The following is a 25,676-nucleotide window of genomic DNA, read 5'->3' on the forward strand; positions in this document are numbered from 1 at the left end:
TGTTAGCTTTGTAGTCCTTGTAGTAATCATAAGCAGTGTGGCCAGCCTTGAGATAAGCAATGACCTTATGAATCGTTTGTCTTGATCTTTTGAGGGATTGACAAATATGGCTAACGGCTATTCCTTCTTTGTAATAAGCCTCTATCATGACAAGTTCATTTGTGGTAAGATGGGTATAGGTCATTTATGTTAGTTCCTTTCAGACAAATGTGGTGTTTATCTGAGCCTAACATAAATGGCTTTTTTCTGTCTAGCTTAATTTTACAAATTAGGCTTTTAAAGGACTAGAAAACGTCCCCTATTTTGAGCAAAATTCTGCAGGTTACATCACAGTCAATAGGAGTTTTAGGCTTTATGATGGCACCTAATTGAATCTAAAAATTTCAAAGTTAGTGGATAGTGAAGTAAAAACTTATGAAAATCAACTTTTGAAGCCTGATAGTTATGCTGATGATTCTGTTAACGAGATTAGAACCTAGCTATCAATTCAAAAAAATTAAGCTATAATAGAAAAAGGAGTATGATTCATGTTATTAGAAATTAATCATCTAAAAAAAGTTTTTCGCACACGTTTTGCCAAAACAGAAACGCGCGCCCTACAAGATATTGACTTCAAGGTTAATGAAGGCGAATTTATCGCTATTATGGGAGAATCTGGCTCAGGGAAAACGACGCTTTTGAATATCTTAGCCACTTTGGAAAAACCAAGTTCTGGCTCTGTTCACTTGAAAGGGCAAGATATTACCAAAATCAAAGAAAATCAATTAGCCGGTTTTCGACTCAAGCACTTAGGCTTTGTCTTCCAAGAATTTAATCTTTTAGATACTTTAACGATTAAAGATAATATCTTTCTGCCATTGGTCCTAGACCGCAAACCCTATTCTCAAATGGAGAAGGCCCTCGTTCCCCTAGCGGAACAGCTACACATCAAAGACTTGTTAGACAAACGTCCTATGGAAATTTCTGGTGGGCAAAAGCAAAGAGTAGCAGTAGCTAGAAGTTTGATTAATCAGCCTGATATTCTCTTGGCTGATGAACCGACTGCTGCGCTTGATTTTCGAAATTCAGAAGACTTACTATCTCTCTTTGAAGAAATCAATGCTTTTGGTCAGACTATCTTAATGGTAACCCATTCAGCTATGGCTGCCGGTCATGCCAAACGTGTTCTTTTTATCAAAGATGGGCGGATTTTTCACCAACTTTACAGAGGAAATAAGAATCCTCAAACCTTTAGTAAAGATATTTCATTAGCTATGAATGCCCTTTTAGGAGGTGATAACCATGTTTTATCTTAAAATGGCTTGGAATAATTTGCTAAAATCCAAAAACATCTATGGTCCATTTCTTATCACCAGTACCATTCTCTATGTCACCTTATGTTCAACCTTGTTGATACTTTATAGCCCAATTTCAGATAACATGTCGCATGGAAAAATGATTTTGGGATTTGGAGTGGGTGTCTTAACGTTATTATCAACAATTTTGGTTGTTTATAGTTATCGTTTTGTTTTAAAGCAACGTAGTAAAGAGTTTGGGCTTTATAATGTATTAGGGATGGGTAAGAAAAAAGTGTCCCTAATATCAAGTATTGAAATACTAACTATTTTTATAGGCTTGATTTTTCTTGGAAGCATTCTCTCGGCAATCTTCTCAAACCTACTTTATCTCATTTTTGTCAACCTCATTCATTATGATAAATTACTATTAACATTTACCCCATTATCATTTCTCATCGTTATTGGTATTTTTGCTGGTATTTTCCTACTATTAATACTTATCAACTTATTCGCTATTAGTAAATCATCCCCTCTGGATTTATTTAAAACGGCAGCTAAGGCAGAGCAGGAGCCTAAAGGGAACTTTTTCATGGCTATCCTTTCTGTAGTTTTATTGGGAGTTGGCTATGCTTTATCTTTTACCTCGACTAAGATAGCAGCCTTGGCTTTGATTTATCGTTTTTTGATTGCAGTAATTCTGGTTATTCTAGGAACTTACTTATTCTATGTATCTTTTACGACTTGGTACTTGAAACGAAGACGTCAAAATAAGGCATATTACTATCGAACAGAGCATTTTATCACAGTTTCTCAAATGCTTTTTCGGATGAAGCAAAATGCTGTAGGATTAGCTAATATTACCATTTTAGCGGTCATGAGTTTTGTTACTATTGCGACGACTTCATCGCTCTTTGGAAATACTGAAAATATGGTTAATCAACTCTTTCCAAGAAATACTAAGCTTGAGATACAGCATTTTGAAGGGAAAACGAGTTTTGAAGAATTCGCTAAAAAAACCATTATTCCAGAATTACATAAAGACGATAAAGCCCTTGTTGCTTATCAGACAGCCATGATTTCTGCCCCATTGACGCGTGATAAAGAAATCACCATTAATCAAAAGACTATTGATCAACCAAAATTAAGTAAATTAGGATTTGTTTATCTCATCGAACAGGATGATTTTAGAAAACTTGGTAACGACTTACCAGATTTAAAAGCCAATCAGACAGCCTTTTTCAAGCAAAAAGGCGATAGCCAACTGAAGCAACTAACGATTTTTGGTAAACGTTATGACAATATTAAAAACTTTAAGTCTGTTAAGATGCCTGATGTGGTTAATACCTATAATCCCGGTGTTTTAGTTGTCAGCAATCAAAGTGAGATGACAGCTATCAAAAAACGGTTTGCAAACACAGATGGTTTTGGATACCATGAAACTTACAAGGTATTTGCAGATTTAACGGAGAAAGACTATCAAAAATTAAGTCATAAAAAAGGTGTGTGGACTAATGATAAGGGTGAAAAAGCAGTCGTGGAACTAACACGAGAAGTTGATTTTAAAGACGAAGGCTATGCTCTTTTTGGTGGTTTTCTCTTCACCGGTCTATTATTAGGAACAGCTTTTCTTTTAGCAGCAGCCTTGATTATTTACTATAAACGTTATTCAGAAGGTGTCGAAGATCAAAAATCTTATCATATATTGCAAGAAATCGGTATGTCCAAGGTTCAAGTCAAAAAAATCATTGGCTCTCAAACGCTCATGGTCTTCTTTATGCCTTTAATCATGGCAATCTGCCATTTTCTAGTAGCTATGATTATGCTCAAGCAAATGCTCTTACTCTTTGGTGTTGACAATGATCTCCTTGTTTACCAAATCTCTGGAGGAGTTATTCTTACTATTGTCATCATTTACTATCTCATTTATCGATTGACAGGACGAACTTACTATCACTTAATCGAAAGGTAGGGAAAGTGGCGATTTTTCGCCACTTTCAGAACGTAGACAAACCCCTGCAACTTTGATATTTCGGAACATCTCGCAGGGAAATGGGGAATAATTAAACACTCAAAAACGTTGAAATAACAGTGTTTTTGAGTGTTTTTGTTTTTGGCTACTGAGAAAAAAAGCTTGGAGGAAGATATCTAAAATAGACTTTTTCTTCAACCTGAAAGTGGCGATTTTTCGCCACTTTTTTGCTAAAATAATCCTATGAACAAGCAAGATAAACTTTATATTATTGAAGATGATACGACCATTGTCACTCTTCTCAAGCAGCATTTTTCAAATTATTATCAAGTCTATGCAGTAACCAATTTTCGAGATATAAAGCAGGAGGTTGAGAGCATACAACCGGATGTGATTCTCATGGACATCACCTTGCCATTTTTTAATGGGTTTTACTGGACTAGTGAAATTCGTAAAACGATGACGGTACCTATTATTTTTATTTCTTCCAGCAATGATGATATGGATGCTGTGATGGCGCTCAATATGGGAGGTGATGATTTTATCTCGAAACCCTTCTCGTTAAACGTTTTAGAGGCAAAAATTTCAGCTTTTTTACGAAGAAGTAAACAATTTAACAAAGAAGAACTTTCTTTTGCTGGTTATGAGCTATTAGCAGATGGTACTGTCGTGTCAGACCAGCATGAAAGCATCGATCTATCTCCTACAGAAGCTAAAATCTTGCGGATTCTGATGACACATGATCAGCAAGTGATTGCCAAGGAAGATTTTCTAGAAAAACTCTGGCAAGATGACAGTTTTATTGATCACAATACCTTGAATGTTAACATGACCCGTCTTCGTAAAAAGTTAAAGAGCATTGGTTTTGATCATATTCATACGGCTAGAGGTGTGGGGTATTTTCTAAAATGATATTCAGCTATTTTAAAGAGTATAGACCGTGGTACGCCTTGTATTTACTAACAACACTGACTTATCATCTCATGTTCTACCTTTACCATCTGCCACACGCTTATTTTCTTACTAGCCTAACCGTTAGTCTAGTATTTCTGATGTTTTGGTCAATTCTGAGCTATCAGTCTTTCAAGCGCAAATTATTGACTTTAGAAAACTTAAAAGCAGTCGAGGATTTACCAAAAGCCCAATTACCATCAGAAGTAGCTTATCAAGTTCTGATAAATCGATTAGTAGCAGCAGAAGCGCAGCAAGTTCTGGATATAAAAAAAGCACAAGATGACCTAGAAGGATTGGTTAAGATGTGGTCCCACCAAATGAAGATCCCAGTCTCAGCAATGTCTTTAATGATTCAAACCAATCAAATGAGCAAACAAGAGCTCAAGGGACAAGTTTTTCGCTTAGAAAATGACATCAATAACCTCCTGTCCTACCTCAAATATAAACAAGAAAATGACGATTATCGTTTTACCCAAATATCATTGAAAACCAGTGTCAGTTCTGTCATTAAGAAATTCAGTAGTCAATGCATAGCTAAAAAAATTCAAATTAATCTGACTGGTGACTCAGAAGTGATTACCGATGCGAAGTGGTTGGAATTTTGTTTATCTCAAGTGATTGATAATGCCATAAAGTATAGCCCTTTCGAATCAGAAATAAAAATAGCCATAAATGAACGAAGTATTGAAATACAGGATTTTGGTATAGGGATACTAAAAGAAGATATACCACGTTTATTCGAGCAGGGCTTTACCGGTTATAATGGTCACGAACATCAAAAAGCTACCGGACTAGGCTTATATATGACTAAACAGATTTTAGACAGGTTAGGTTTTGATATTGTGATAAGTAGCCAGATTGATCAAGGAACCAAAGTTTTGATAAAAAAGAATAATTAATTGACGTAAATAAAGTTATGTAAAAAAGCTGCTTTAACATTTTAGAGTGGCTTTTTACATGCTAAGTTAAAGGATAGCGAGTCTTGTATGACCTCGCACAGACTTGTAGATACTGAAAAAATTTTAGGTTAATAGGTATAGAAAGATAGTAAGAAGTAGGAGGTCTATGGCTATAAAAGCTTTGTTACGATTGTGTTAGTATTCTTGAATCAGGTTTTCCAAGAACAAAATCTCCTTATTTTTCAGGGGATTGCGAATCGTAGGTGTTCTATGAAATAGATTTATGGGGTTTACGTTATTTTACGTAAATAAAGTTATGCAAAAAATAAATTTTCTAATTCAATAAAAACCTAACAGCATATCCAATAATGTTAGGTTTTTCATATATTGACGTAACTATAATTGTGTAAAATAAAATTTATCAAACCAAAAAATTGCTCAAAATAACTTTTTCTCCAATCTTTTTAGCTTTTTTTGGAAAAATAACAACCCTTAGAACGTTTACTAGAACAACATTTCTAAGAGTTGTTTTACTGACAATCAAGTTTTATTACATTTGCAATTTTTTAGCATTTAAGAGAGAGTTTGTCGTCTACATTTTGGTAAACTATAGCTTATCTAAGGCATTCTTTTGTTCATCATTAACGATATGCGTATAGAGGTCAGTGACTTGAGTTGAGGCATGACCTAGTTGATGGCTGACCAGAACTTGTGACTTAGTAGCGTCATAGAGCCTAGTAGCGAGTGTGTGGCGTAGTTTATGGGGGGTCACACGGATTTTGAAATCTTGAGAATACTTAGCAACCATTTTCTCAATACTTGACGCGTCAATACGATTAGGAATACCTCGATACTCGGTTAAAAAGAGCGCTGTGTCTTGTTTTTCAGCCTTGTAGCGATTTTTACGAATGGCTAGGTATGCCTCTATATAGGGCTTGGCAAATCCAGCAACATTGACAGAATCACGTTTGCCACCTTTGCGAGTCACTTCGATAACCATCATATTGAGGTTCAAATCCTTCAAATCAAGATTGACAGCTTCCGATAGACGAACGCCAGAAGCCAGAAGTAGTGCAATAATGGCTAAGTCACGTTCTTTATTTTTTTGGAAAGATGATTTGGCACGATTAGATAGTTTGTTTTCATATTCACAATCTACGTATTCTAAAAATGCCATGGTTTCATCGCCAAGAAAGAGTTTTTGTTTGATATTCTCAGCCCTAGAAGCCAAGGTTTCTTTTTTCTTCTTGGTAGCAACCTTTTTCATCACATTTCGATAAAAATAAGGCTCGCCTTGATCATTCTCAACCTCCTCGGTAAGGTATTTAAAAAGGCTGGATAAGGCTGACAACGTCCGATTTATAGTGGTCTGTGAGACACCTTGTTTTGTTGAATAAGTATTAAGAGACGGCCGTTCTCGCAGATAAAGAACAAAAGATTCCATATCTTTTTTAGTTAAATGCTCCAGGATAGACAAATCAATATCAGAAATTTTCTCAGCATCTGAAATACCAGATTCCATTAACCACTCGAAAAACCGACGGTATTCTTTGAGATATTCGTATAAGGTCGTAAAACTATAAGGTACAGCCAGTTTAGATTGGTAATATTCCAAGACAAACCAAGGCATGATGTCTTTAAGTTCATCGATTTTATTTAGTAATAATTCACGTTTCATGATAGTTTTTCCTTTATTCCTATAAATAGAAGTATAGCATACTCTCACATGTTTTTCAAGAAAATTACAGTTTTTCGGAAAGATGTTTGAAGGGAGTTTATGTTGTTTATTGACAAATAAATGGCGAGTAAAAAATAAAAAGGCTGATAAATCAACCTTAAGGATTTAAGTTATAACAATGATTTGTGCTATCTTTATAGGTATAAATCTTTTGTCTTTTTTGTAAAAAGTGAAATATATAGTAAAATACACCAGGTAGTTAATGATACCCCAATGGACAACTTATGTACCATTGTTTTGTGATAAGTAATTACCACTTTTGAACGATTAGGGTTATTGATTGCTAACCAGCCATTGCTATCTTTATAGCCATCTAATCGATTTCCATTGGTATCTTCCACTTTAAAGCCTTTTAGATACGTTATAGGTGTTCTGACAACTTTGGTACCTTTAGGTATATCTTTAATTGAGAACTCAAACTTATCCTGTTTAAATTTTTTTAATTTGCGCTGTCCATCAAAATAAACCGCATTCTCAATGAAATCATTAGTTGACACAAAGTATTCGTCTTCAAAATTTATAATCGGCGCATATGAGTCTTTGTTTTTTATTTTATAACTTCCACTGTCAATATTGAATCCATTTTTTTCATTAGGTCTTTGTTTTATCTGTTGTTTTGTTCGATAATCCATAAATCCATTAACACGATAATACCCTTTCCCTGCATCTTGGTCAAAATAACCAAAATTACTATTAGAAAGTCCTTTCATGATGTTATCGTTTGTTCCAAAATAGCTTATTTTATCGAATTCAGAAATATCACCGCTTAAAATATTTTTTTCTTGTGAAAAGTTTTGGCTACAAAATAGTAGATATAAACCTAGCGACAACAACATGAGGTTTATATAGCTTATAGTTTTTTTTAAATGATAGTTGCATAAAGTAAGTACCACAAATAAAGCAATGAAGGTATATAGAAAGAAGTCAAATCGATTTAAACTTTGAATCATATCAATAAAACTAAATTTCTGAAGATAATAGTATGGAATTAGGTTCGATTGTAGAACAGAAATACCTGCAATCCCCCATAATAATATTTGGTTTTCATGTTTGAACAATCTTTGATAAACTGCGATTACTAAGGTTACGATAAATACCAAAATAATTATATCTTGAAACATAAATGCGGTGGACAGTCGGTTCCAAATGCTTACAGATTCAACACTCCGACTAATAATTCCATTAGAACCAAGATTCAAAGCGGGAACATCTAACCAATCATTAGCCATTTTTTGTTCGATTAGTGGTAACGTAAATAGTAATGTTGACAGAATAATAATCGCACCAGTGATTATCCAGTAAAAAAATCGTTTTAATGTCACAGTATGATGATTAAATAAGATTGTAAAAAGTACCAAAATAAGAGAATAGAACACTAACAAATAAGTGGTAAGAAGATGGGTTAAGGTAATCAAAGAGACACTCATAATGACAATTCTATACCATTTGTGATAGTCATCGGCGATTATTTCATAGATTCCTACGATAGCAGGTGGTAAAAAGAGAAAAGCAATTTGTTGATTGTATGTTCCCATACTTAGCATTCTAACATTGAAGTAACCGACTCCAAAAATATAGATGATTGCAAATATAAATGAAAATACAGAATCACTCTTTAATTTATTGAAAGTTTTGTATGCTATTTCAAGTCCTATAATATGGAATAGAATATTAAAAACAAATATAGTCGTTACTGGTTTTTTGATAACTAACCATAACAAAGCTATAGGATAATTGCTGAAATAGGGGTAGAAGAAATTAACGGCATATCCCTGATTATTGAAAGAAAAATAGGAAACATCTGGGATTAATTTGCCATGTTGTATATTTTGTGCTATCTCATATATTCTTGAGAAGTGAAACCAAGCATCCCAATCCATATGGAAAACACCCTTATAAATAAAAGGAAGTATTGGAATAATAGATAATATACTGAAAGTAATTAATCTAAATAGTGTATTTGTAGCCACCTTTTTAATCATTTCAAATTTGTCTCCTTAATAAAATAACTTGGTCGTTTCTTCGTTTCAAGAAATATTTTAGAGATGTATTTCCCTAATATTCCTAAACAAAGCAACTGAATACCCCCAATAAATAACATCATTACGACCATACTAGCCCAACCGTTGACACTACCTCCGATTGTAAGCTTACGAACGATAATAAAAATGATACCTAAAATAGATGATGCAAAGGAAAGGAGACCGCTTGCTGTTGCTATATTTAAAAGTGCTTCTGAGAAGTTGATAAATCCTTCAAGAGAATATTTTAGTAATGACCAAAAATTCCATGATGTCTCTCCCGCTACACGTTCTCTATTTTCAAAACTAATATCAGATAAAAAAGAAACTGAAGTAAAAACAATTAGGTTTCCACTTGAACTTGTAGGTAGAATAGAGCAGGTTCTTATCAATAAAAATGTTAGCTTCTCGAGTTTTGTGATTCAGGCTTGCAAGTTTGCACTTGATAATATGGAAGAATTAGATGAAAAATAAAAAAAGCAACGGTTGGTTGCTTTTTTTATGTATTAGATAGATTTACATTTTTCAAAGATTATTTGGAAAATGTCTCATTAAAGTAGAGACTCATATAGTCAATAATTTGTTTCTAATAACCTGTGCTTATCTTATTTTCTGATTCATTAAAGATTATCTTGTCGTTTCCAGATTGCTTTTTATTCATTTAGCTTCGGCGTGTAAAACTTCTAGCTCCTATCCAAACTAATAATCTACCTCTGAATATTTTAAAATCGTTTTTTTGATGCGTCAGGTGTCAAATCATTATTCTCCAATGTTTTCCATCGCTATATTGAATTCAGGTTAACCTTTATTAGCTCACTTTGTGACTTTAAGTTATGGTGTTTTAGATCTAAAAATGAGCAAACTCCTCAGACGTTTCTGAGGAGTTATGGTTACGGTTATTCTTTTATTTTTGTTTTGGTTTACCAGCAAGTTTTTGGCATAAAATTGGTGCAACGATGGCTGTGCAGACCACAACTAAAGAGGTTATGGCTGCTGATTGTGAAGCGTATGCTTTTATTTCTGGGTTGTTTGCTACCATCAATAATGGAACAGATGCAGATAAGCCAGCTACTGTTGATAGGGCAGTTGCTGACGTGCCACTTCTTTTCAGGATGTATTTTTCAATTAAGATGAGCGGTAAAGCACCAATGAGGTAATACAAGACGGCCATAAGGATTCCTGGCAAGCCTGCTTTCATGGCTTCAAATAGGTTGATGTTTGCTCCTACAGCCCATCCTAGCACGATGATGATAAAACCCATAGCAGGCGCCATGTGCTGGCTTAAATCATGATCAAGGTTACCGATAATGATACCAAGTACCAGTGGAATCAGGGTTGAAAGGATCGGCATAAAATCAAGTGATGTTGGGCTGGTCAATCCGTAAATGAACATGGGAATGATTGGCAAGGCCATAACAGCAAGCAAACCAAATGCTGCTTGGTCACTCTCGTCGCCATAATCTTTCATCAAGGCTAGAAAGAGTGTTGGGTTCATTGATGTTAGGGTACAAATAAAGGCGATGGCGCTAAGTCCAAAGATACCGTCAAGTCCAAAGAGTTTGATGAAGATAAGGCTTGCTACTGTACTGATGATGAAACGCGCAGCTAATAAGACACCATAGCGTTTAAAGACGTGGGTTAAGGTTTTTAATTTCAAGGTGCAACCTGATAGGAAGACCGCAGCGCCTAGAATAAAATTGATGGCATCGCCTGAAAACATGGCTTGGGTCAATCCACCAATATTAAAAAAGGTTGGTGAGAAAGTATGGATAATGGCTGAAATCAGCATAGGAATCAATAAGGTTCCACCTGGAATTGATTTCATAAGTTTCATAAAAATATAGTCCTCCGTGGGCTAATGTTTAGTGTGTTTAAGATGATTTTGGATTTCTAAAAACGAATCCACAATGAAGATTGATAGGGCAATGGCTCCAGAAACAAGAACGGATTCAATCAAGTTTTCGCCAGCCAATTTGGGGTTATCTTGGATGTAATAATAAGCAATCCGGTAGACACCTGCACCAGGTACAAGGGGAAAGAAACTTGGAATGTAAAAAACGGTTACTGGAGAAGCTAGTTTCCTTGCGGAGATTTGAGATAAAAAGGCGATAACAATGCCTCCCAATAAGGTTGCTACGGCATTATCTGTTTTATCTAAAAAGAAAAGATAAACCGCATAACCAGCTGCTCCAATAAAGCCTGTTTGATAGACCAAGTGTTTTGGGGCTTCTAACAATACACCTGCTGTTACGGTAGCAACGTATGCTCCTAGAATTTGAAAAAGAAAGCTCAATATCATGACATGATTCCTTTCGCAATAAAGAGACCTAAGGCAACACCGACGCCTAGACTGACTGCTATGGTTAAGGCTTCGACAATCTTAGCTACCCCTGCCCCATAATCACCTTTAAAGGAATCACGAAAACCGTTTGTAAAAGCCGTTCCAGGAAAAAGTGGCATGAGTACAGAGATGATAGTAATATCTAAGGCGCGGTCAGATGCACCAACAAATCTGGTTATAAAAGGCATACAAAAGGCTACTACCATGGTTGCAAAAATTCCAAAAATAAAGTCATTGAGCTGAAACATTTGTCTAATGTAGTAAGTAAAAACCAATAAAAAGGAGGCAAGCATTGCTAATAAAAAAGTGTTAAAGTCGCCGCCAAGAAGAACAGCAAAGGAAAGAACTAAAAGAATCGTTGCCATATGAGAGCTTTTAATGGAATAATTATCTTTTTTTATAGATAAGAGATTATGGTATGCTGTTGCTAAATCAATCTCTTTTGAAATTAAATCTCTCGATATTTGATTTACTGCATGGATTTTCGATAAGTGAGTTTCACGTTGAGAAATGCGTTTAATATAGGTAATGGGCTCTGGAAAGTCTGGCCCATCCAATGTGATGAAAAGCCCTGTAGTATTAGCAAATGCTTCTACTGTTGGTAACTGACTGACGGATAAAATACGTTCTACAGTGGTTTCTACACGATAGGATTCTGCATTAGATTCTAACATGATGATACCGGCTAAGGTAGCTACCTTAACTAGCATTTTGTATTGATTCTCTTCCATGTTACTTATTTCCAAGATAGCTTAAGATGGCTACTAGAGCAGCTTCTGTTCCTGTTCTTAGAGTTGGTTGAATGGCTGGCGCAAATTTCGGATTGTGGTTGGCATAGATACTCTGATTGGCAGTGAAGCCACCAAATCCCCAGTACAAATAAGGAATTTCAAATGCTCTAGGGATTGCAGAAAAATCTTCAGAAGCTGTCATCGGTTTGTAATTGACAACTTTGTCAGCGCTAAAATGATCTTTAAAGGCGTTTGTCACATGTTCAGTGATTTCGGCATCATTATCTGTTAATGGGAAACTATCGTAAACCTCAATGTCTGGTTCTTTTTCGCAGTTTCCTGCCTCACATTCTGCGATAGCAATACGTTTAATAGCTGAAATCAATTGTTCTTTGACGATTTCGTCATAGGCTCGAATATTCAAACGCAAGGTTGCCGTTTCCGGGATAATGTTGGCTTGATTTCCTGATTGGAAAGAACCTACAGTTACGACGGCGAATTGGAAAGGATCTACTTCACGCGCAACAATCGTCTGTAATTTTGAGACGATGGCTGATCCGATAACGATAGGATCGATACTAAGATTTGGCATGGAGCCGTGCGCCCCGCGACCATTGATAGTGATTTTTAGTGATGCTGCCGTTGATAAAAATGGACCTTCTTTGGTTCCAAGATGACCAGCTTCGGGAGTGGTCAAGACATGTTGAGCCAAGGCAATATCAGGCTTTGGTATTTTTTCAAGAAGACCATCTTCTAACATTGCTTTTGCGCCTGCTGCTATTTCTTCGCCTGGTTGAAAGAGAGCAAGATAAGTACCTGACCAGGCTTCTTTATTGTTGGCAAGTGCCCAAGCAGCACCTAAGCTAGCCGTCATATGCATATCATGCCCACAAGCATGCATGACACCATCAACCTCAGAAGCATAGTCTAACTCTGTCTCTTCTTGAACGGGAAGAGCGTCCATATCAGCTCTAAAGAGAATGGTTGGTCCCTCACCGTTTTCTAATATCCCAACAAGACCTCCACCAATCTCTAGCACCTGGTAATCAAGTTTGACTAGTTCCTCTTTGATAAAGGCTACTGTTTGGGTTTCCTGCATTGATAATTCAGGATTTCGGTGCAGGAATTTGTAAGTTTCTTCCTGCCTAGATTGGATGTTGTCGAGCGATTTTATAATCGTTTTGTAGGACATCATTAACCTCCTGTGAATTTTTATAGTTTTATACTAGTATATCATTTATTACAAATCTGTTGTTGTAAAATCATCTTACGAATAACAAATAGTTGTCTGACAATAATTTATTCTTTAAATAGTTTACAAAGCCATTCTTTTCTTTTAGAATAAATATTGTGAAAACTAAAAAAACAAAAGTAAAACAAATTCTAGCTTACTTTAAGCCCTTTGATTATTTATTTATAACACTGGCTATTATCATTTCCTTTGTCCCAGCTATCTGGACAATCTATCAAAAAATGACTACACCACCGTCGTCTGGTTTAGTTGCCGTGGTCAAAATCCATGGGAAGGTTGTTGATACCTATCCTCTTGAAGAAAGTGGTCCTCATTTTGAAAAAACCTACCATCCCGATAAAGGGCAATACAATATTGTAGAAGTTGATGGGGATAGTATTCGCGTTAGAGAGGATAATAGTCCTGATCAGATTGCTGTCAAAACAGGTTGGATTAATCAAGAAGGGCAACTATCTATCTGCCTCCCTCACGATTTAATCATTGAAATCCAATCAACCAAAGACTCATCTAATCAAGAGAATCAAGAGGATGAGCTCATTCTTCCCTTATAATATGAAAAAAGACACTGACTTCAAACAATCAGTGTCTTTTTGGCTTTTATAGTCAAATGAAATAACTTTCAGAACAAGGAACAGAAAGACGCAGAAACAGTACCTGATACTCTTCGAAAATCAAAAGCAGCTCTTCTTGACTTGATGTGATGAAGACAGTTCTATCTGCAACGGTGTTGCCTAGTCTGCTTTTGATTTTCATTGAGGATTAATACGGTACGGCAAGTCGAAAGTGACCAGGTATCAAAGTTAATTCAAAAGACTATAGATAGGGGAAAATGAGGGCTATTAGTATCGTTAGGAGATACATGATTGAAAAGAGCACAAAGTTTTTAATGGACATGACAAATGTTTGACGTTTGATTTGTTCTTTTCGAAAAGTTTTCAGATGTTTAGCATATAAAGGCATGATGACTACTCCTGCTACACCGATAAGAGGAATTTGACCTAAGATAATACCTAAATACCAGACAACCCAAGGAATAATACTCAATAAGGTATAAAGCAGCAAAGCGTTTTCTTTACCGATGTAATAAACGAGTGTTTGTCGTTCATTTTTAAGATCTTGTTCAAAATCACAGAGGTTGTTTGCTAACATGATGTTAGCAATGAGACAAACAAGTGGTAAACTCAACCAGAATATAATAATCGTCTCAATCCAGTGCCAATCAATAGTCATCACGGTGCCTGCCCAATGGCTACTTAGCAAAGTGTTAGGATGTTGCACAAAAATCGCTAGGAAGAAAATGCCAAATCCCATAGTAATACCGGAAAAAAGCTCTCCCAGAGGTAAGCGGGAGAGGGGAAAAGGTCCGAAAGTGTAGAAAATCCCGATTAGAAAGCAAATTCCTCCGATAGGAAGTAAGAGGACGTCTGTTCGGTAAACGAGTATCAAGGATATGAGCGAGGCGAAAATCAGCAACATAAAAATGATATTAACCATCTGCTTATAATCTAAATGATGCTTACCAATAACGTTATCTTCTTTTTGGTAGGTCCTATCGACAGCTTTTTTATAGTCTATGGTGTTGTTTATAGCTGTAGTACACATGTCGAAACTAAGGACTGCTAGGATAAATAAAGCGGTATTGAGAAGATTAAACTGTTGGTAATGATAAACAGACCATAGGATACCAACGGTCATCGGAAAGACGCTGGCTACTTTGGTTCGTAATTCGACAAATTCAAGAAAGATGGGTAGGGTAAGTTGATTATTTTTCGGTGACAAGGTGGTACTCCTCATTTCTTAATGTAAAGTTATCTTTCAGTCCTTTGCTGATATGGATGCCATTTTCTTTGTCGATGAAGACGGCTTCAACACCAGCCATGCCATCAATTAGTTTCATCCCATCTTTGATACCAAGAAGGAATAAAGAGGTGGATAATTCATCACCTTGGAGCGATGTTTTTGTAAAGACAGTCACTCCAGAAATAGCATTTTCAACAGGGTAGCCCGTTCTAGGATCCATGATATGATGGTACCTTTTGCCATCTTTTTCAATATAGCGTTCATAGATACCAGACGTCACAACGGAACTGTCTTTAACATGAACTGAGCCAACGGTATCACCACGAACTTCGTCAGGATTTTGAACCCCGATATTCCAACCTTTTGGGTCATTAGGCGATTTCCCTATGGTTAGGACGTTTCCACCTAGATTGATAATAGCTGTTGTAATGTTGCGTTTTTTAAAGAGTTTTTTGACACCATCAGCAATGTAGCCTTTGGAAATAGCTCCTAATTCTAGAGTCATCCCTTTTTTAATATAGACGGTTTTCTTCTCTTTATCTAGCTGGATATCCTTGTAGTTGATATAAGGTAGTGCATTTTTGATTTCTTCATTACTTGGAACTCTAGCGACTTCATCTCCAATACGCCAAAGATTGGTGACAGCGCCAATTGAGACATCAAATTTTCCATTGCTCTTCTTGGACATGTCCTGTGCTGCTTCGATGATTTCAAAGGTTCTGGGATCGACTTTAACCGCTTGTTTTCCAGCTGCTTGATTAATTTTATAAACATCAGCACCTTCAAGGTTGGTCGACAGTAGTTTTTCCATTTCTTTGATATAATCAATGGCTTCATCCATCACTTTTTCTTGATGTTCATGGTAGATACTCAATTGAACGACTGTGTGCAAAAGTGACTCCGTTCGTGTTTCGGGCTCCTTGACAATGGGTAAACTATTTTTATCATTTGCCGATTTCTGACATCCTACCAGGCTCAATACAGATATAAAGAGGATAAGAAATGGCCAAATTTTACGTTTCATAACTTCCACTTTCCTTTCTACATAGTAAGAATATCACAAGAAAAAGAGTGAAACAAGCTCTTTCTTATCGAAATGAAGACTTGTCTCACTCTAACGTTATATGACATCTGTCAATTACTCTGCGGGCAATTTGATTGTCACAGTTTCAGTATTACCTTCTTCTGCTGCTTTGAGCAATTCTTTAGCTGATAGTTCGAAGTTACTTGAAGTATGTGTTGCACCTGAAACAACTTCTACATCATCAACATTTTGTTTTTCAACAAGCTCTTTGTTCAACTGCTCTGTAGCTTCTTTAGAAGAAACACCAGATTTGGCTTTCATGTTCTTGTTGTATTCTTCATCATCAGCTTTTTTCTCACCATCTTTGTTTTCGTAACCAAAGTCTGATTCTGTAATTTTACCATCTTTTACTGTGATAGTGTGAACCACTTTCCAACCACGTGAATCGTAGTCGCTTTCAGCTTTGTAAGTACCATCTTTAAGGTCGGCTGAAGTTGCATCTTTAACGGCTTTTTTAGCATCGTCGGCTTTCTTACTTACTTCAGACTTAGCTGTATCAGCTGTTTTTGACGCTTCTTTAGCTGTATCGCTTCCGCAAGAAGCAAGTGTTAGCAATGAGCCGAACAGTAATGTTCCGTAAATCAATTTCTTTTTCATGAAAAATCCTCCAAAAAACTTTTTATGCTTAAATTATATCACAGGCTATGTGAATTGTCTAACTTTTAATGAAAGCCTTTTCTATATCTTTTTGCTAAACATGGGTGACGCTATCAAAATAGAGCTTTGCAATCAGTTCTGTGTCTCATTAGGTAAGACTCTTCCGATACACGCTACGCCAGTATAAAATGATTTCATACCAATAAAAACAATATCAATAGTTTATAAACCACATGTGGCTAAGCAAGGCTTTTTAATGGGCATCACTAACGTCTCGCAAGACACCATCTTGCATCTCATAGACCTTATCACATTCAGTAATCATGCGTTTATCATGAGTTACCATAATGATTGCCTTATTTTTTTCTTTGCTTTCTTTAGCTAGGAGCTTGACGACATCGTAAGCTCTTTCTGTGTCCAAACTAGCGGTCGGTTCATCAGCTAGGATTAAGGCTGGATCATTGTACAAGGCGCGTGCGATAGCCACACGTTGGCGTTCTCCTCCTGACAATTCTTCGGGCAATTTATCCGCTAGATGAGAAATGCTTAAATCATTTAAAAGCCCTTCTGCTACTTTGTGACGACTTGATTTATTAATCTTATCAACCAATTGCAGATGCTGTTTTACGGTCAAAAAGGGAACCAAGTTAGATGCCTGTAAGATAAATCCAATATCTTGAAAACGTCGTTTGGAACGTTTTTTCTCGGACAATCCTGAGTAAGAATGGTTATTAATCAAGACATCACCACTACTTGGTGTTTGAAGACCGCCTGAGATGGTTAAAAATGTTGATTTTCCAGAACCAGATGGTCCAATAATGGCAACAAATTCTCCAGCGTCTACTTGAATATTTGTTTCTTTTAATGCTGTTATGGTTTTAGAACCGTCTTTGAAAGACTTAGTGACTCCTTTTAAGGTTAATACTGACATGCTTTTCCTTTCTAACTAATGGCAACAAGAGGATCAATTTTCGATACGGATCTAACAGAGAATAATGTTCCTAGAAGCGCAAAGATAATCAAGGCTATACCAATTGCGCCATAAAGAAGCCAATTACTCTGAAAAGGAACTGCCTCTGGCAAAATAAGTGAGGTGAGCCAAGTTCCAAGAAGTCCAAAACCTGTCCCGATAACACTTAACAAGAAAGTTTGTGACATGACTCCTCCCCCTATATAACCATTTGAAATCCCTTGAACCTTCATGACACCGAAAATCGGTGCTTTTTGAATGGTTAAAACGTACATAAAGATACCGATAACAACTGAAGCGATGATAATCAAGAAGCCAATCATAAAGCCAAATGTTAGATTTTGAGCGTTATAACCAGGTAATTTTTGGGTGAAATCGGCTATGCTTAATTTTTTTAAATCTTTAGGAGATTGAGAAACATCTCCTCTGACTAAAACAGCGTTGATGGGTGATTCAGAACTGTCTTTACCGAACTTCACTTGATTAAAAGCTTTCTGATTCATATAAAGCACAGGCGCCACGCTGAACATGGCATTGTCAGTGTAACCTACAATTTTTAAACGCTTATCGGTACTTGCCAGATGAAGGGTTTGTCCAATCTTAAAGTCATCTTCTTGAGCTAGGGATTGATCAAGGACTACTTCCTTATCATTTTTGAAGAGACGTCCTTTAGTAATGTTTGGTGCTAAAAAGCTAGACCCTTTAATCCCAAAGAGTGAAACTTTTTCTTTGTCGTCATCCTTAGGATTCTTCTGAGTCCATGCTGAACTGGCCATTTGGCTTAGGGGGGCTACATTGTCTGCTTTGACTTTATCTACAGTGTCAGCTGGGATACTAGACGCAGACAAAAGGTCATTGGCTTCCTTATTTAAAAATATCGTGTTTGCTTGCCATTTGTCGACGGCAGAGCGATTATCTTGCATCAATCCAAAGGCTAGGCCTGTCAGAAAGAACATGAGATAGGCAATTAGAAAGAGTAGACCTAATATAAGACCGTATCTCAATTTAGCGTGCTTGATTTCATTTAAAGCTAGAAACATAATTAACTTCCTTTAATCACTGAATTTCAAATAGTTCTCATAAAAACTATTTGAAACCATTATAGTTTCCATGAGAACTAAAGTCAATAAAAAACTCTATAAAAAATAAAAGACCAGCATTAATCGGATTTCAGGTTGAAAAACGTTCATTTTGGACAATTTTCTTCAACCTTTTTAATTGATGGGACTTCTAGAGCCTTTTGCACCTTCTATTTGAAACAACTCATAAGCACCGGTAAACGAATGGTTATGAGTTTTTTAGGAAAGAAAAACTCTTAGAAAAGTTACGAAATCAACATTTCTAAGAGTCTATTTTATTGATAATCATGTCTTACATCTGCAAATACTCTATCGTTCAGAGAAGATTGTCTGCATTCTGTGACTAGAATGTGGCTGTTTTTATGGTACTGCTACTCGATAGTTAATTCTAAAGAACCGACACCACTGCCGTAATCGACACGATAAAGGCCTTTCTCCAAGTGTGGTGGAATGATGAAAGTACCGCTTGATACTTGTTGCCCTTTTTTGAAAGTCTTACCATGACTGGCTAATTTTTTAACCAACCAAGTAACCGAATTTAAAGGGTTGCCTAGCACGTCTGCGGAAGTTCCCTTATCAACTTCTTGTCCGTCTTTGATTAAAACACCTGAGATATTGGCTAAATCTTCAACTGTAAAGTTGCCTTTGACATCCTGTTCTTTCCCATAGACAACTCGACCACCAACAGCACAATCAGAGACAACCAAATATTTGTTGAGTTTTGGGAACCAGTTTTTAAAGCGTGCATCGGGCACCTCAATACCTGGAGCGATGGTTAGTTTTTCAAGAAGGTCTTCTGGAGAGTCATCAACAGACAAATCCTCTTTGGCACGAAAAACTAATTCAATCTCAATCAATGGTTCTAATAAATCGGAAAAGGACAGGGTGATAGGACCTTGAACAAATTGTGTCAGAGTTTCTTGTCCATAAAATGGCTCGTCAGAATCAAACATGCGCTGTGTTTCTTCGCTAGTTAGGCTAACCTTGTAACCTTGGACTTCTTCTTGACGAAGGGCAACAAAAGCATCTTGAACTTGATAAGCTGTTTCATAATCATTGACCTTGCCTTCTAAATCAGCCATTTCTAGAGGTTCTTTAAAAGTTAAGGCGTTAAATAATTGGTTTGCTAAGTCAGCAACTAGGAGTTCTTTAGTATCTGTCATAGAGATTTTCCTTTCTGTAACAAAACGATTTTAACCAACCCATCCAAGAGTATTAGCTAAGAAGAATAATGCAAATCCTGTAAGGTAAGTAAGACCAACGATAGAAAGAGCATTGAGGCGGTGTGATAGACGATTTTCTTTATTGTGAACGAGTGTGTAGTTAAGGTAACCAAAGATTGGTGTTGTCAAGAACGAAGCAATCATAGCAAAGCGCATAAGTGTTGCCACATCACCTGCAAAGAAGTAAACAATAACAATTCCAGCTACTGCAGTTGTAAGTATCCAAATATTCAAACTTTTAGTGCTTGCTTTGGATTTATTAAGCAAAAGACGAAGCGTTTCATTGTTAGCGCGTGAGTAACCATCAATAACAGTGATTGTAGTCCCAAAGATACAAAGAAAGGCAATCAAAGCAATCAAGAGACGTGACCAGTTACCAAAGGCACTGGCGTACATACTAACAAACTGAGAGATGTATGCTGCACTTGCTTCTTCTACTGCTTGGCCTGAACCGTATTGAATCAAAGCTCCTAATGCGAGGAAGATAAATGCCAAGATAGCTGTTCCGATGTAGCCAGCATTGAAGTCAAAGAGTCCATCAGCGTAAGATACTTTTTGAGTTTTACGTTTTTCAACCATCCACATCGAATTGACAGCTGAAATTTCAATTGGTGCTGGCATCCACCCCATCAAAGCAACGATAAATGGGAGGGCAGATATTTGCCATGGAGATGGTGCAACGAAATCTGGTGCGAATTCACGATTTTTGAAAACAGCAACGACGACAGCAAACACTGTTGCTAGCGTTAGGGCAGTCATCATGTATTTAGAGAACTTATCAAGGAAACGATAACCACCAATTAAGAGCATGCCAAGCGTTACAACAATCAAAATAGTTGTTAATTGGGCAATTGATAGACCAAATCCATTCGGAATAATATTATAAAGAATAGCAGCTGCAAGAATACCGACCGCTGCTGTGTTAACAACTGCTGAGAAGACATTCATAATAAAGAATGCTACTAAATAACCTTTCCCTTTTTTAGAATAGCCTTCAATCAAACTTTCGTTGTTTTGCAAGGTATATTGTGACCCAAAACGGAAAAATGGGTATTTGAATAAATTGACCAGTAAAATAACAACCGCTAGTTGCCAGCCGTATATAGCACCTGCTTGAGTTGATGATACGATATGTGACCCTCCGACTGCAGCCGCAGCCAACAAAATACCCGGTCCCATTGCTTTAAAACGATTTTTCCAATTAACCTTTTCTGCCATAGGCAAGCTCCTTTCAAAAATTATCAGACAATTCTGATAAGTGATAGTTGCTATTATATGACATTGAGAAATAGAAATCAAGATAATTTTCAGAAAAAATAGAAAAATCAGGAAATTACTCAATAACTTCCTGATTTGACTTGTTTATCCAATTAAATTTTTAAAGAAATCAACGATTTGTTGCCAAATACTTTTCCCTTGTTCAATAGCTTTATTAGCATCGAAATTAAGATCAATGCCTTTAAAATTACCGTTGGCTTTAGAAACAATGCTATCTTTCAAATCCGATAACGTATTAACAAAATCACCGTTGTTAATGACACCACTATTTGACAAGTTAACTGCAAAATTAACAATTAAATTAATCTGGTTCTCAGTCATGCTGGATTTAAGATTGTAATTGTTCAAAGTGTCTTCAACAATTTTTTGCACATCTTGCTTGCTTAAATCTTTTCCTGCTTGTGCTACAGCTGACTTTATATCAGTGAGAGCGACATTGAGTTTGTCTGCATCGAAGCCTTCTTTCCCTTGATTTTCCTGATTAATATCTGATAAAGCATTTAATTCTTCTTGCGCCAAGCCTTTACTTTCATCAGACACTTGGGCGCCATTTTCTTCCAAGGAATAATAGATACCAGCCAGAGCTGACTCACCCGTTACCGGAATTGGGGCGGCTACTTCAATGTCCGCGTGCTGAATACCTAAAGTGACTGCAGCATTTCGGTACATGTCTTCAGTAACTTTAGTGATATTCTTAGGAGTTACAATATTAACGTTTAAGGTTTTAGATGCCCCTAATTTTTTAATTTTAACAGAGGAATAAAGCTGTAAACTACTGTCATCAGCAACATCCATGATTTTTGCGTAACTACTTGTGTTCAAGGTTTTTAAGTCAGTATCTTTTCCTTCTTGATAACCCAACAAACGAAGCGTTTCTTGTTTTTGAGTTTCAGATAAAGAGTAACCGAGTACATAATCAGGCTGGACATAGCTTTCGTCAATGACATCTTGTACCTGATTTTCAGCAAGAACGCCACTTGAAAAAGAGAGCGAAGCAAGGATAATTCCAGCCGTTGTTAAGTGTTTTTTGATAGACATATTTTCCTCCATAGACCCCTTGAACATTTAATACTGTACAATGCTATTTCAAAGAGTTTTATATCATTATTATAACATGTAAATCTTAAAGAAAGGTTTCAAAAAAACAGCGATAACGTCAATTGCATAACAAAAAGAACCTTGCCGTAACAAAGTTCCTTTTTGAATTGCTTTAGAGAACAATCTGATTATAAGACGTGTTAAAGGCTTTATGGATATCATCAGAAGCATTATTGTAACTCGTCTCTCCTTCAAGAACAGCATTAACAATCGTGCGCTCTGTTGCCTGAGCATCCGTACAAGTTACGAGGGTTAGCTCGCTTTGACCAGCATGATCATCGATAACAGCAACCTCGCTTGGTGCGACCACATGGACTTTGGTAATCTTATAGGTGTAAACCTTATCTTTATCCGTCAAATAGATTTTCATGCCATTTTTAGCACGATCAAGTGGTGAAAAAAGCATCTCAGATGAACCGGTCATTCCAAAGACATGATGACTAGCAAGCGCATAGTTATTCTCGCCACCCATGACTTGGTTTTCCTTCATCGTTCCAGCACCATAAGTTAACTCAGTATTGCCTAGCCCTTTGAAGATGGGTAAGTTAATTCCAACTTCTGGAATGGCAATCCCTCCGATAACTGGCAACTTCTGAGCGTTCATCTGGGCTGACAGGACGGATTCTGTACTAATAGATTGAACACCGTCAAAGTCATAAGTCGTTTCTGTCTTTTGATTCTTTTTAATGGTTTTTCGACTAACATGTTCAACTTGATACTTGTTAGTATTCCATGCAATAACCGTATTGCGAATTGATTTATTAAAAATTAAAGCAACTCCCACAACAATAAGTAGAACAATGATTAGATTTCTTAGGAAACCACCCAATTTATTTTTCTTTTTTTGAGTCATTTTAATCCTCAGTCTCTATGATTTCAGCTGTTTCTCCAACACTTTCGGCATCAACCAGTGCAAAGGTTACCAATTTTGATGTTTCATCAAGGCGCATGAGTCGCACTCCCATAGTTGAACGACCGGTTTGAGAAATATTCGAAACATTAGTACGAATGACAACACCTTTATTGGTAATTAACATGACATCCTCGTCACCAGAGACGGTAACAAGACCAGCTAAAGCCCCATTTTTATCAGTGATATTGGCTGTTTTAATACCTTTACCACCACGTCCCTTCGTTGGGTACTCTTCAGCAGACGTACGTTTTCCGTATCCTTTTTCAGTAACAATAAGCACTTCTTGATCATCAGTAATCGTTGAAGCTCCTACAACATAGTCCTCATTGCGAAGTTTTACCCCGCGAACACCGGCTGCGATACGTCCCATGCTACGAACAGCAGACTCATTGAAACGTACAGAATAACCAGCTGTGGTTCCAATGATAATATCATCTTTACCGGTTGTTACCAGAACATTAATTAATTGGTCATTGTCTTTAAGCGTTAGGGCTTTGAGACCATTTTGACGAATATTATCAAATTCAGATGTTGGAACGCGTTTGACAACACCAGCATAGGTTGTAAAGAAGAAATAATGATCTTTAATATCATCCTTACGAGCGTTGATCATGGTTTGAATGAACTCGCCGTCGTCTAGCTTCAAGAGATTGACAACAGGTAGCCCCTTAGCTGTACGACCATATTCTGGAATTTCATAGCCTTTTAGCTTATAAACACGACCTAAGTTAGTAAAGAACAAGATTGTATCGTGGGTGCTGGTTGATACCAACTGACTAACAAAGTCATCATCATTAACCCCAGTTCCTTGAACGCCACGACCACCGCGTTTTTGAGCACGGAATTCATCTTGGGCAAGACGTTTGATATAACCCTTATTGGAAAGTGTGATTAGTACATCTTCTTCTTCAATCAAGTCTTCATCTTCAAGAGACAAGACTTCACCAACCATCAATTCCGTACGACGGTCATCGTTAAATTTACGTTTGACCTCGTCTAATTCTTCCTTGATAATCGTAATAACGCGTTCTGGTTTGGCCAAAATATCAATCAAATCAGCAATAAGTTTCAAAAGTTCATCGTATTCAGATTGGATTTTATCACGTTCCAATCCTGTCAAACGACGAAGACGCATGTCTAAGATGGCTTGGCTTTGACGTTCACTTAATTCGAAACGAGCCATCAATTCAGCTTGAGCTTCGCTGTCGGTTTGGCTATTACGGATGATAGCAATGACTTCATCCAAATGATCAAGCGCAACCAGCAAACCTTCTAAGATGTGGGCACGACTTTCAGCTTTTGCCTTATCAAATTCAGTACGTCTAACGATAACTTCTTTTTGGTGAGCAATGTAGTTATCCAAGATTTGGCGTAGCGTCAAAATCTTAGGAACACCCTTTTCAATGGCTAGCATGTTAAAGCTAAAATTAGTTTGCAAACTAGTCATTTTGAAAAGGTTATTTAGGATAACATTGGCTGAAGCATCACGTTTCACTTCGATGACAAAACGAACTCCTTCACGGCTTGATTCGTCACGGACGGCTGTAATACCTTCGATACGCTTTTCTTGAGCTAGTTTAACGATATGCTCGTGAACCTTAGTTTTATTGACCATGTATGGAAACTCAGTAACCACAATGCGCTCACGTCCAGTCTTAGTCACTTCAATTTCTGTTTTTGAACGAAGGACAATTGAGCCTTTACCGGTATCATAGGCACGATGAATACCTGATTTCCCCATGACCATAGCCCCTGTCGGGAAGTCAGGACCAGGGAGAACTTCCATAAGATCACGTGTTGTGACATCAGGATTATCCATAACCAATTTCACGGCATCAATAGTTTCTCCTAAATTATGGGGAGGAATATTGGTTGCCATACCAACAGCAATACCTGTCGCTCCATTGACTAAAAGGTTTGGAAAACGAGCTGGTAATACTAATGGTTCACGCTCGCTACCATCGTAGTTATCCTGAAAATCAACCGTATTTTTATTAATATCGCGAAGCATTTCAAGAGCCATTTTGCTCATACGTGCTTCAGTGTAACGCTGAGCGGCCGCACCATCCCCATCCATGGAACCGAAGTTACCATGACCATCAACAAGCATATAGCGATATGACCACCACTGTGCCATACGAACCATAGCATCATAAATAGAGCTGTCACCGTGAGGGTGGTATTTACCCATGACATCACCAGTGATACGTGCTGATTTTTTATGTGGTTTGTCTGGAGTGACGCCTAATTCGTTCATTCCATATAGAATACGACGATGAACAGGCTTTAATCCATCTCTAACATCTGGAAGTGCACGTGCCACGATAACACTCATGGCATAGTCAATGAAGCTAGTTTTCATTTCGCTAGTCAAATTGACGTTAATAAGATTTTTATCTTCCATTTTCATCTCTTTCTTTAAGTCGTTATCTCTACTATTATACCATAATTT

At 36.9% G+C, this 25,676-nt stretch carries 22 protein-coding genes and 2 pseudogenes; 6 read left to right on the forward strand and 18 right to left on the reverse strand.

The window, feature by feature from the left end:
- Positions 1-184: pseudogene (locus A3IA_RS0100005) on the reverse strand (helix-turn-helix domain-containing protein); the annotation flags it as partial.
- A 343-nt stretch (positions 185-527) separates the two neighbouring features.
- Between A3IA_RS0100005 and A3IA_RS0100015 the strand changes: the two are divergent.
- The 4 genes from A3IA_RS0100015 to A3IA_RS0100030 all read left to right on the forward strand — a co-directional run bounded on the left by A3IA_RS0100015 (position 528) and on the right by A3IA_RS0100030 (position 5,099).
- Positions 528-1,295, forward strand: a complete 768-nt coding sequence (locus A3IA_RS0100015; RefSeq protein WP_018379311.1) for an ABC transporter ATP-binding protein — start codon at positions 528-530, stop codon at positions 1,293-1,295.
- Positions 1,282-3,246, forward strand: coding sequence for an ABC transporter permease (locus A3IA_RS0100020; RefSeq protein WP_018379312.1), 1,965 nt, complete (start codon positions 1,282-1,284; stop codon positions 3,244-3,246). Before A3IA_RS0100015 ends, A3IA_RS0100020 begins: the two co-directional genes overlap by 14 nt.
- A gap of 243 nt (positions 3,247-3,489) precedes the next feature.
- Complete coding sequence (locus tag A3IA_RS0100025; RefSeq protein WP_018379313.1) at positions 3,490-4,158, forward strand: response regulator transcription factor; 669 nt, start codon at positions 3,490-3,492, stop codon at positions 4,156-4,158.
- A 185-nt stretch (positions 4,159-4,343) separates the two neighbouring features.
- The gene (locus A3IA_RS0100030) at positions 4,344-5,099 is read left to right on the forward strand and encodes a sensor histidine kinase (RefSeq protein WP_244862313.1); all 756 of its coding nucleotides are present in this window, start codon (positions 4,344-4,346) and stop codon (positions 5,097-5,099) included.
- Positions 5,100-5,706: 607 nt separating this feature from the next.
- Here A3IA_RS0100030 and xerS read toward each other — a convergent pair.
- From xerS to A3IA_RS13330, 3 genes and pseudogenes are all read right to left on the reverse strand, one after another.
- Positions 5,707-6,777, reverse strand: coding sequence for a tyrosine recombinase XerS (xerS, locus tag A3IA_RS0100035; RefSeq protein ID WP_018379315.1), 1,071 nt, complete (start codon positions 6,775-6,777; stop codon positions 5,707-5,709).
- 194 nt (positions 6,778-6,971) lie between these two features.
- On the reverse strand, positions 6,972-8,819 hold the full coding sequence (locus A3IA_RS0100040) for a hypothetical protein (RefSeq protein ID WP_018379316.1): 1,848 nt from the start codon (positions 8,817-8,819) through the stop codon (positions 6,972-6,974).
- Positions 8,816-9,169: pseudogene (locus A3IA_RS13330) on the reverse strand (glycosyltransferase); the annotation flags it as partial. The pseudogene A3IA_RS13330 and the gene A3IA_RS0100040, both read right to left, overlap by 4 nt.
- Between A3IA_RS13330 and A3IA_RS13525 the strand changes: the two are divergent.
- On the forward strand, positions 9,168-9,332 hold the full coding sequence (locus tag A3IA_RS13525; protein WP_280513100.1) for a YlcI/YnfO family protein: 165 nt from the start codon (positions 9,168-9,170) through the stop codon (positions 9,330-9,332). The pseudogene A3IA_RS13330 and the gene A3IA_RS13525 overlap by 2 nt on opposite strands.
- Before the next feature lie 430 nt (positions 9,333-9,762).
- On the opposite strand, the gene A3IA_RS0100050 is transcribed toward A3IA_RS13525, so the two are convergent.
- The 4 genes from A3IA_RS0100050 to A3IA_RS0100065 are packed head-to-tail and all read right to left on the reverse strand — an operon-like array spanning position 9,763 to position 13,122.
- Positions 9,763-10,692, reverse strand: a complete 930-nt coding sequence (locus tag A3IA_RS0100050) for a 2-keto-3-deoxygluconate permease (RefSeq protein WP_018379319.1) — start codon at positions 10,690-10,692, stop codon at positions 9,763-9,765.
- A gap of 21 nt (positions 10,693-10,713) precedes the next feature.
- Positions 10,714-11,157 carry a threonine/serine exporter family protein gene (locus A3IA_RS0100055; RefSeq protein ID WP_018379320.1) on the reverse strand — a complete coding sequence of 148 codons (444 nt, stop codon included), beginning with the start codon at positions 11,155-11,157 and terminating at the stop codon, positions 10,714-10,716.
- The gene (locus tag A3IA_RS0100060) at positions 11,154-11,930 is read right to left on the reverse strand and encodes a threonine/serine exporter family protein (protein WP_018379321.1); all 777 of its coding nucleotides are present in this window, start codon (positions 11,928-11,930) and stop codon (positions 11,154-11,156) included. The genes A3IA_RS0100055 and A3IA_RS0100060 overlap by 4 nt, the downstream gene beginning before the upstream one ends.
- Position 11,931: 1 nt before the next feature.
- The gene (locus tag A3IA_RS0100065; RefSeq protein WP_018379322.1) at positions 11,932-13,122 is read right to left on the reverse strand and encodes an amidohydrolase; all 1,191 of its coding nucleotides are present in this window, start codon (positions 13,120-13,122) and stop codon (positions 11,932-11,934) included.
- Between the two features lie 158 nt (positions 13,123-13,280).
- On the opposite strand from A3IA_RS0100065, the gene A3IA_RS0100070 reads away from it, so the two are divergent.
- Complete coding sequence (locus A3IA_RS0100070) at positions 13,281-13,733, forward strand: NusG domain II-containing protein (protein WP_018379323.1); 453 nt, start codon at positions 13,281-13,283, stop codon at positions 13,731-13,733.
- Between the two features lie 262 nt (positions 13,734-13,995).
- Here the strand turns inward: A3IA_RS0100070 and A3IA_RS0100075 are convergent, their stop codons facing one another.
- The 10 genes from A3IA_RS0100075 to gyrA all read right to left on the reverse strand — a co-directional run bounded on the left by A3IA_RS0100075 (position 13,996) and on the right by gyrA (position 25,628).
- A complete protein-coding gene (locus A3IA_RS0100075; RefSeq protein WP_051072797.1) occupies positions 13,996-14,976 on the reverse strand; it encodes a 1,4-dihydroxy-2-naphthoate polyprenyltransferase in 981 nt (326 codons plus the stop codon).
- Positions 14,945-16,006, reverse strand: a complete 1,062-nt coding sequence (locus A3IA_RS0100080; protein WP_018379325.1) for an FAD:protein FMN transferase — start codon at positions 16,004-16,006, stop codon at positions 14,945-14,947. The genes A3IA_RS0100075 and A3IA_RS0100080 overlap by 32 nt, the downstream gene beginning before the upstream one ends.
- A gap of 114 nt (positions 16,007-16,120) precedes the next feature.
- Entirely contained in the window at positions 16,121-16,663 is a 543-nt protein-coding gene (locus A3IA_RS0100085; protein WP_018379326.1) for an FMN-binding protein, read from the reverse strand.
- 253 nt (positions 16,664-16,916) lie between these two features.
- On the reverse strand, positions 16,917-17,594 hold the full coding sequence (locus A3IA_RS0100090; protein ID WP_018379327.1) for an ABC transporter ATP-binding protein: 678 nt from the start codon (positions 17,592-17,594) through the stop codon (positions 16,917-16,919).
- Positions 17,595-17,605: 11 nt separating this feature from the next.
- The gene (locus A3IA_RS0100095; RefSeq protein ID WP_018379328.1) at positions 17,606-18,673 is read right to left on the reverse strand and encodes an ABC transporter permease; all 1,068 of its coding nucleotides are present in this window, start codon (positions 18,671-18,673) and stop codon (positions 17,606-17,608) included.
- 410 nt (positions 18,674-19,083) lie between these two features.
- The gene (locus A3IA_RS0100100) at positions 19,084-19,875 is read right to left on the reverse strand and encodes a 2-keto-4-pentenoate hydratase (RefSeq protein WP_018379329.1); all 792 of its coding nucleotides are present in this window, start codon (positions 19,873-19,875) and stop codon (positions 19,084-19,086) included.
- A gap of 30 nt (positions 19,876-19,905) precedes the next feature.
- A complete protein-coding gene (locus tag A3IA_RS0100105; protein WP_018379330.1) occupies positions 19,906-21,153 on the reverse strand; it encodes an NRAMP family divalent metal transporter in 1,248 nt (415 codons plus the stop codon).
- A gap of 144 nt (positions 21,154-21,297) precedes the next feature.
- A complete protein-coding gene (locus tag A3IA_RS0100110) occupies positions 21,298-22,251 on the reverse strand; it encodes a DUF1002 domain-containing protein (RefSeq protein WP_018379331.1) in 954 nt (317 codons plus the stop codon).
- Positions 22,252-22,423: 172 nt separating this feature from the next.
- On the reverse strand, positions 22,424-23,164 hold the full coding sequence (locus A3IA_RS0100115; protein WP_018379332.1) for a class A sortase: 741 nt from the start codon (positions 23,162-23,164) through the stop codon (positions 22,424-22,426).
- 1 nt (position 23,165) lies between these two features.
- Positions 23,166-25,628 carry a DNA gyrase subunit A gene (gyrA, locus tag A3IA_RS0100120; protein ID WP_018379333.1) on the reverse strand — a complete coding sequence of 821 codons (2,463 nt, stop codon included), beginning with the start codon at positions 25,626-25,628 and terminating at the stop codon, positions 23,166-23,168.
- Between the last annotated feature and the right edge of the window lie 48 nt (positions 25,629-25,676).

Source organism: Streptococcus thoraltensis DSM 12221, from assembly GCF_000380145.1.
GTDB classification, from domain to species: domain Bacteria; phylum Bacillota; class Bacilli; order Lactobacillales; family Streptococcaceae; genus Streptococcus; species Streptococcus thoraltensis.

Bases quoted from the DNA above. Each gene is read 5' to 3' on its own strand.
- A3IA_RS0100060 (WP_018379321.1), bottom strand. From the start codon at position 11,930: ATGGAAGAGAATCAATACAAAATGCTAGTTAAGGTAGCTACCTTAGCC.
- A3IA_RS0100055 (WP_018379320.1), bottom strand. From the start codon at position 11,157: ATGATATTGAGCTTTCTTTTTCAAATTCTAGGAGCATACGTTGCTACC.
- xerS (WP_018379315.1), bottom strand. From the start codon at position 6,777: ATGAAACGTGAATTATTACTAAATAAAATCGATGAACTTAAAGACATC.
- A3IA_RS0100025 (WP_018379313.1), top strand. From the start codon at position 3,490: ATGAACAAGCAAGATAAACTTTATATTATTGAAGATGATACGACCATT.
- A3IA_RS0100080 (WP_018379325.1), bottom strand. From the start codon at position 16,006: ATGAAACGTAAAATTTGGCCATTTCTTATCCTCTTTATATCTGTATTG.
- A3IA_RS0100050 (WP_018379319.1), bottom strand. From the start codon at position 10,692: ATGAAACTTATGAAATCAATTCCAGGTGGAACCTTATTGATTCCTATG.
- A3IA_RS0100040 (WP_018379316.1), bottom strand. From the start codon at position 8,819: ATGATTAAAAAGGTGGCTACAAATACACTATTTAGATTAATTACTTTC.
- A3IA_RS0100100 (WP_018379329.1), bottom strand. From the start codon at position 19,875: ATGACAGATACTAAAGAACTCCTAGTTGCTGACTTAGCAAACCAATTA.
- A3IA_RS0100015 (WP_018379311.1), top strand. From the start codon at position 528: ATGTTATTAGAAATTAATCATCTAAAAAAAGTTTTTCGCACACGTTTT.
- gyrA (WP_018379333.1), bottom strand. From the start codon at position 25,628: ATGGAAGATAAAAATCTTATTAACGTCAATTTGACTAGCGAAATGAAA.
- A3IA_RS0100090 (WP_018379327.1), bottom strand. From the start codon at position 17,594: ATGTCAGTATTAACCTTAAAAGGAGTCACTAAGTCTTTCAAAGACGGT.
- A3IA_RS0100065 (WP_018379322.1), bottom strand. From the start codon at position 13,122: ATGTCCTACAAAACGATTATAAAATCGCTCGACAACATCCAATCTAGG.
- A3IA_RS0100105 (WP_018379330.1), bottom strand. From the start codon at position 21,153: ATGGCAGAAAAGGTTAATTGGAAAAATCGTTTTAAAGCAATGGGACCG.
- A3IA_RS0100075 (WP_051072797.1), bottom strand. From the start codon at position 14,976: ATGAGGAGTACCACCTTGTCACCGAAAAATAATCAACTTACCCTACCC.
- A3IA_RS0100085 (WP_018379326.1), bottom strand. From the start codon at position 16,663: ATGAAAAAGAAATTGATTTACGGAACATTACTGTTCGGCTCATTGCTA.
- A3IA_RS0100095 (WP_018379328.1), bottom strand. From the start codon at position 18,673: ATGTTTCTAGCTTTAAATGAAATCAAGCACGCTAAATTGAGATACGGT.
- A3IA_RS0100020 (WP_018379312.1), top strand. From the start codon at position 1,282: ATGTTTTATCTTAAAATGGCTTGGAATAATTTGCTAAAATCCAAAAAC.
- A3IA_RS0100110 (WP_018379331.1), bottom strand. From the start codon at position 22,251: ATGTCTATCAAAAAACACTTAACAACGGCTGGAATTATCCTTGCTTCG.
- A3IA_RS0100115 (WP_018379332.1), bottom strand. From the start codon at position 23,164: ATGACTCAAAAAAAGAAAAATAAATTGGGTGGTTTCCTAAGAAATCTA.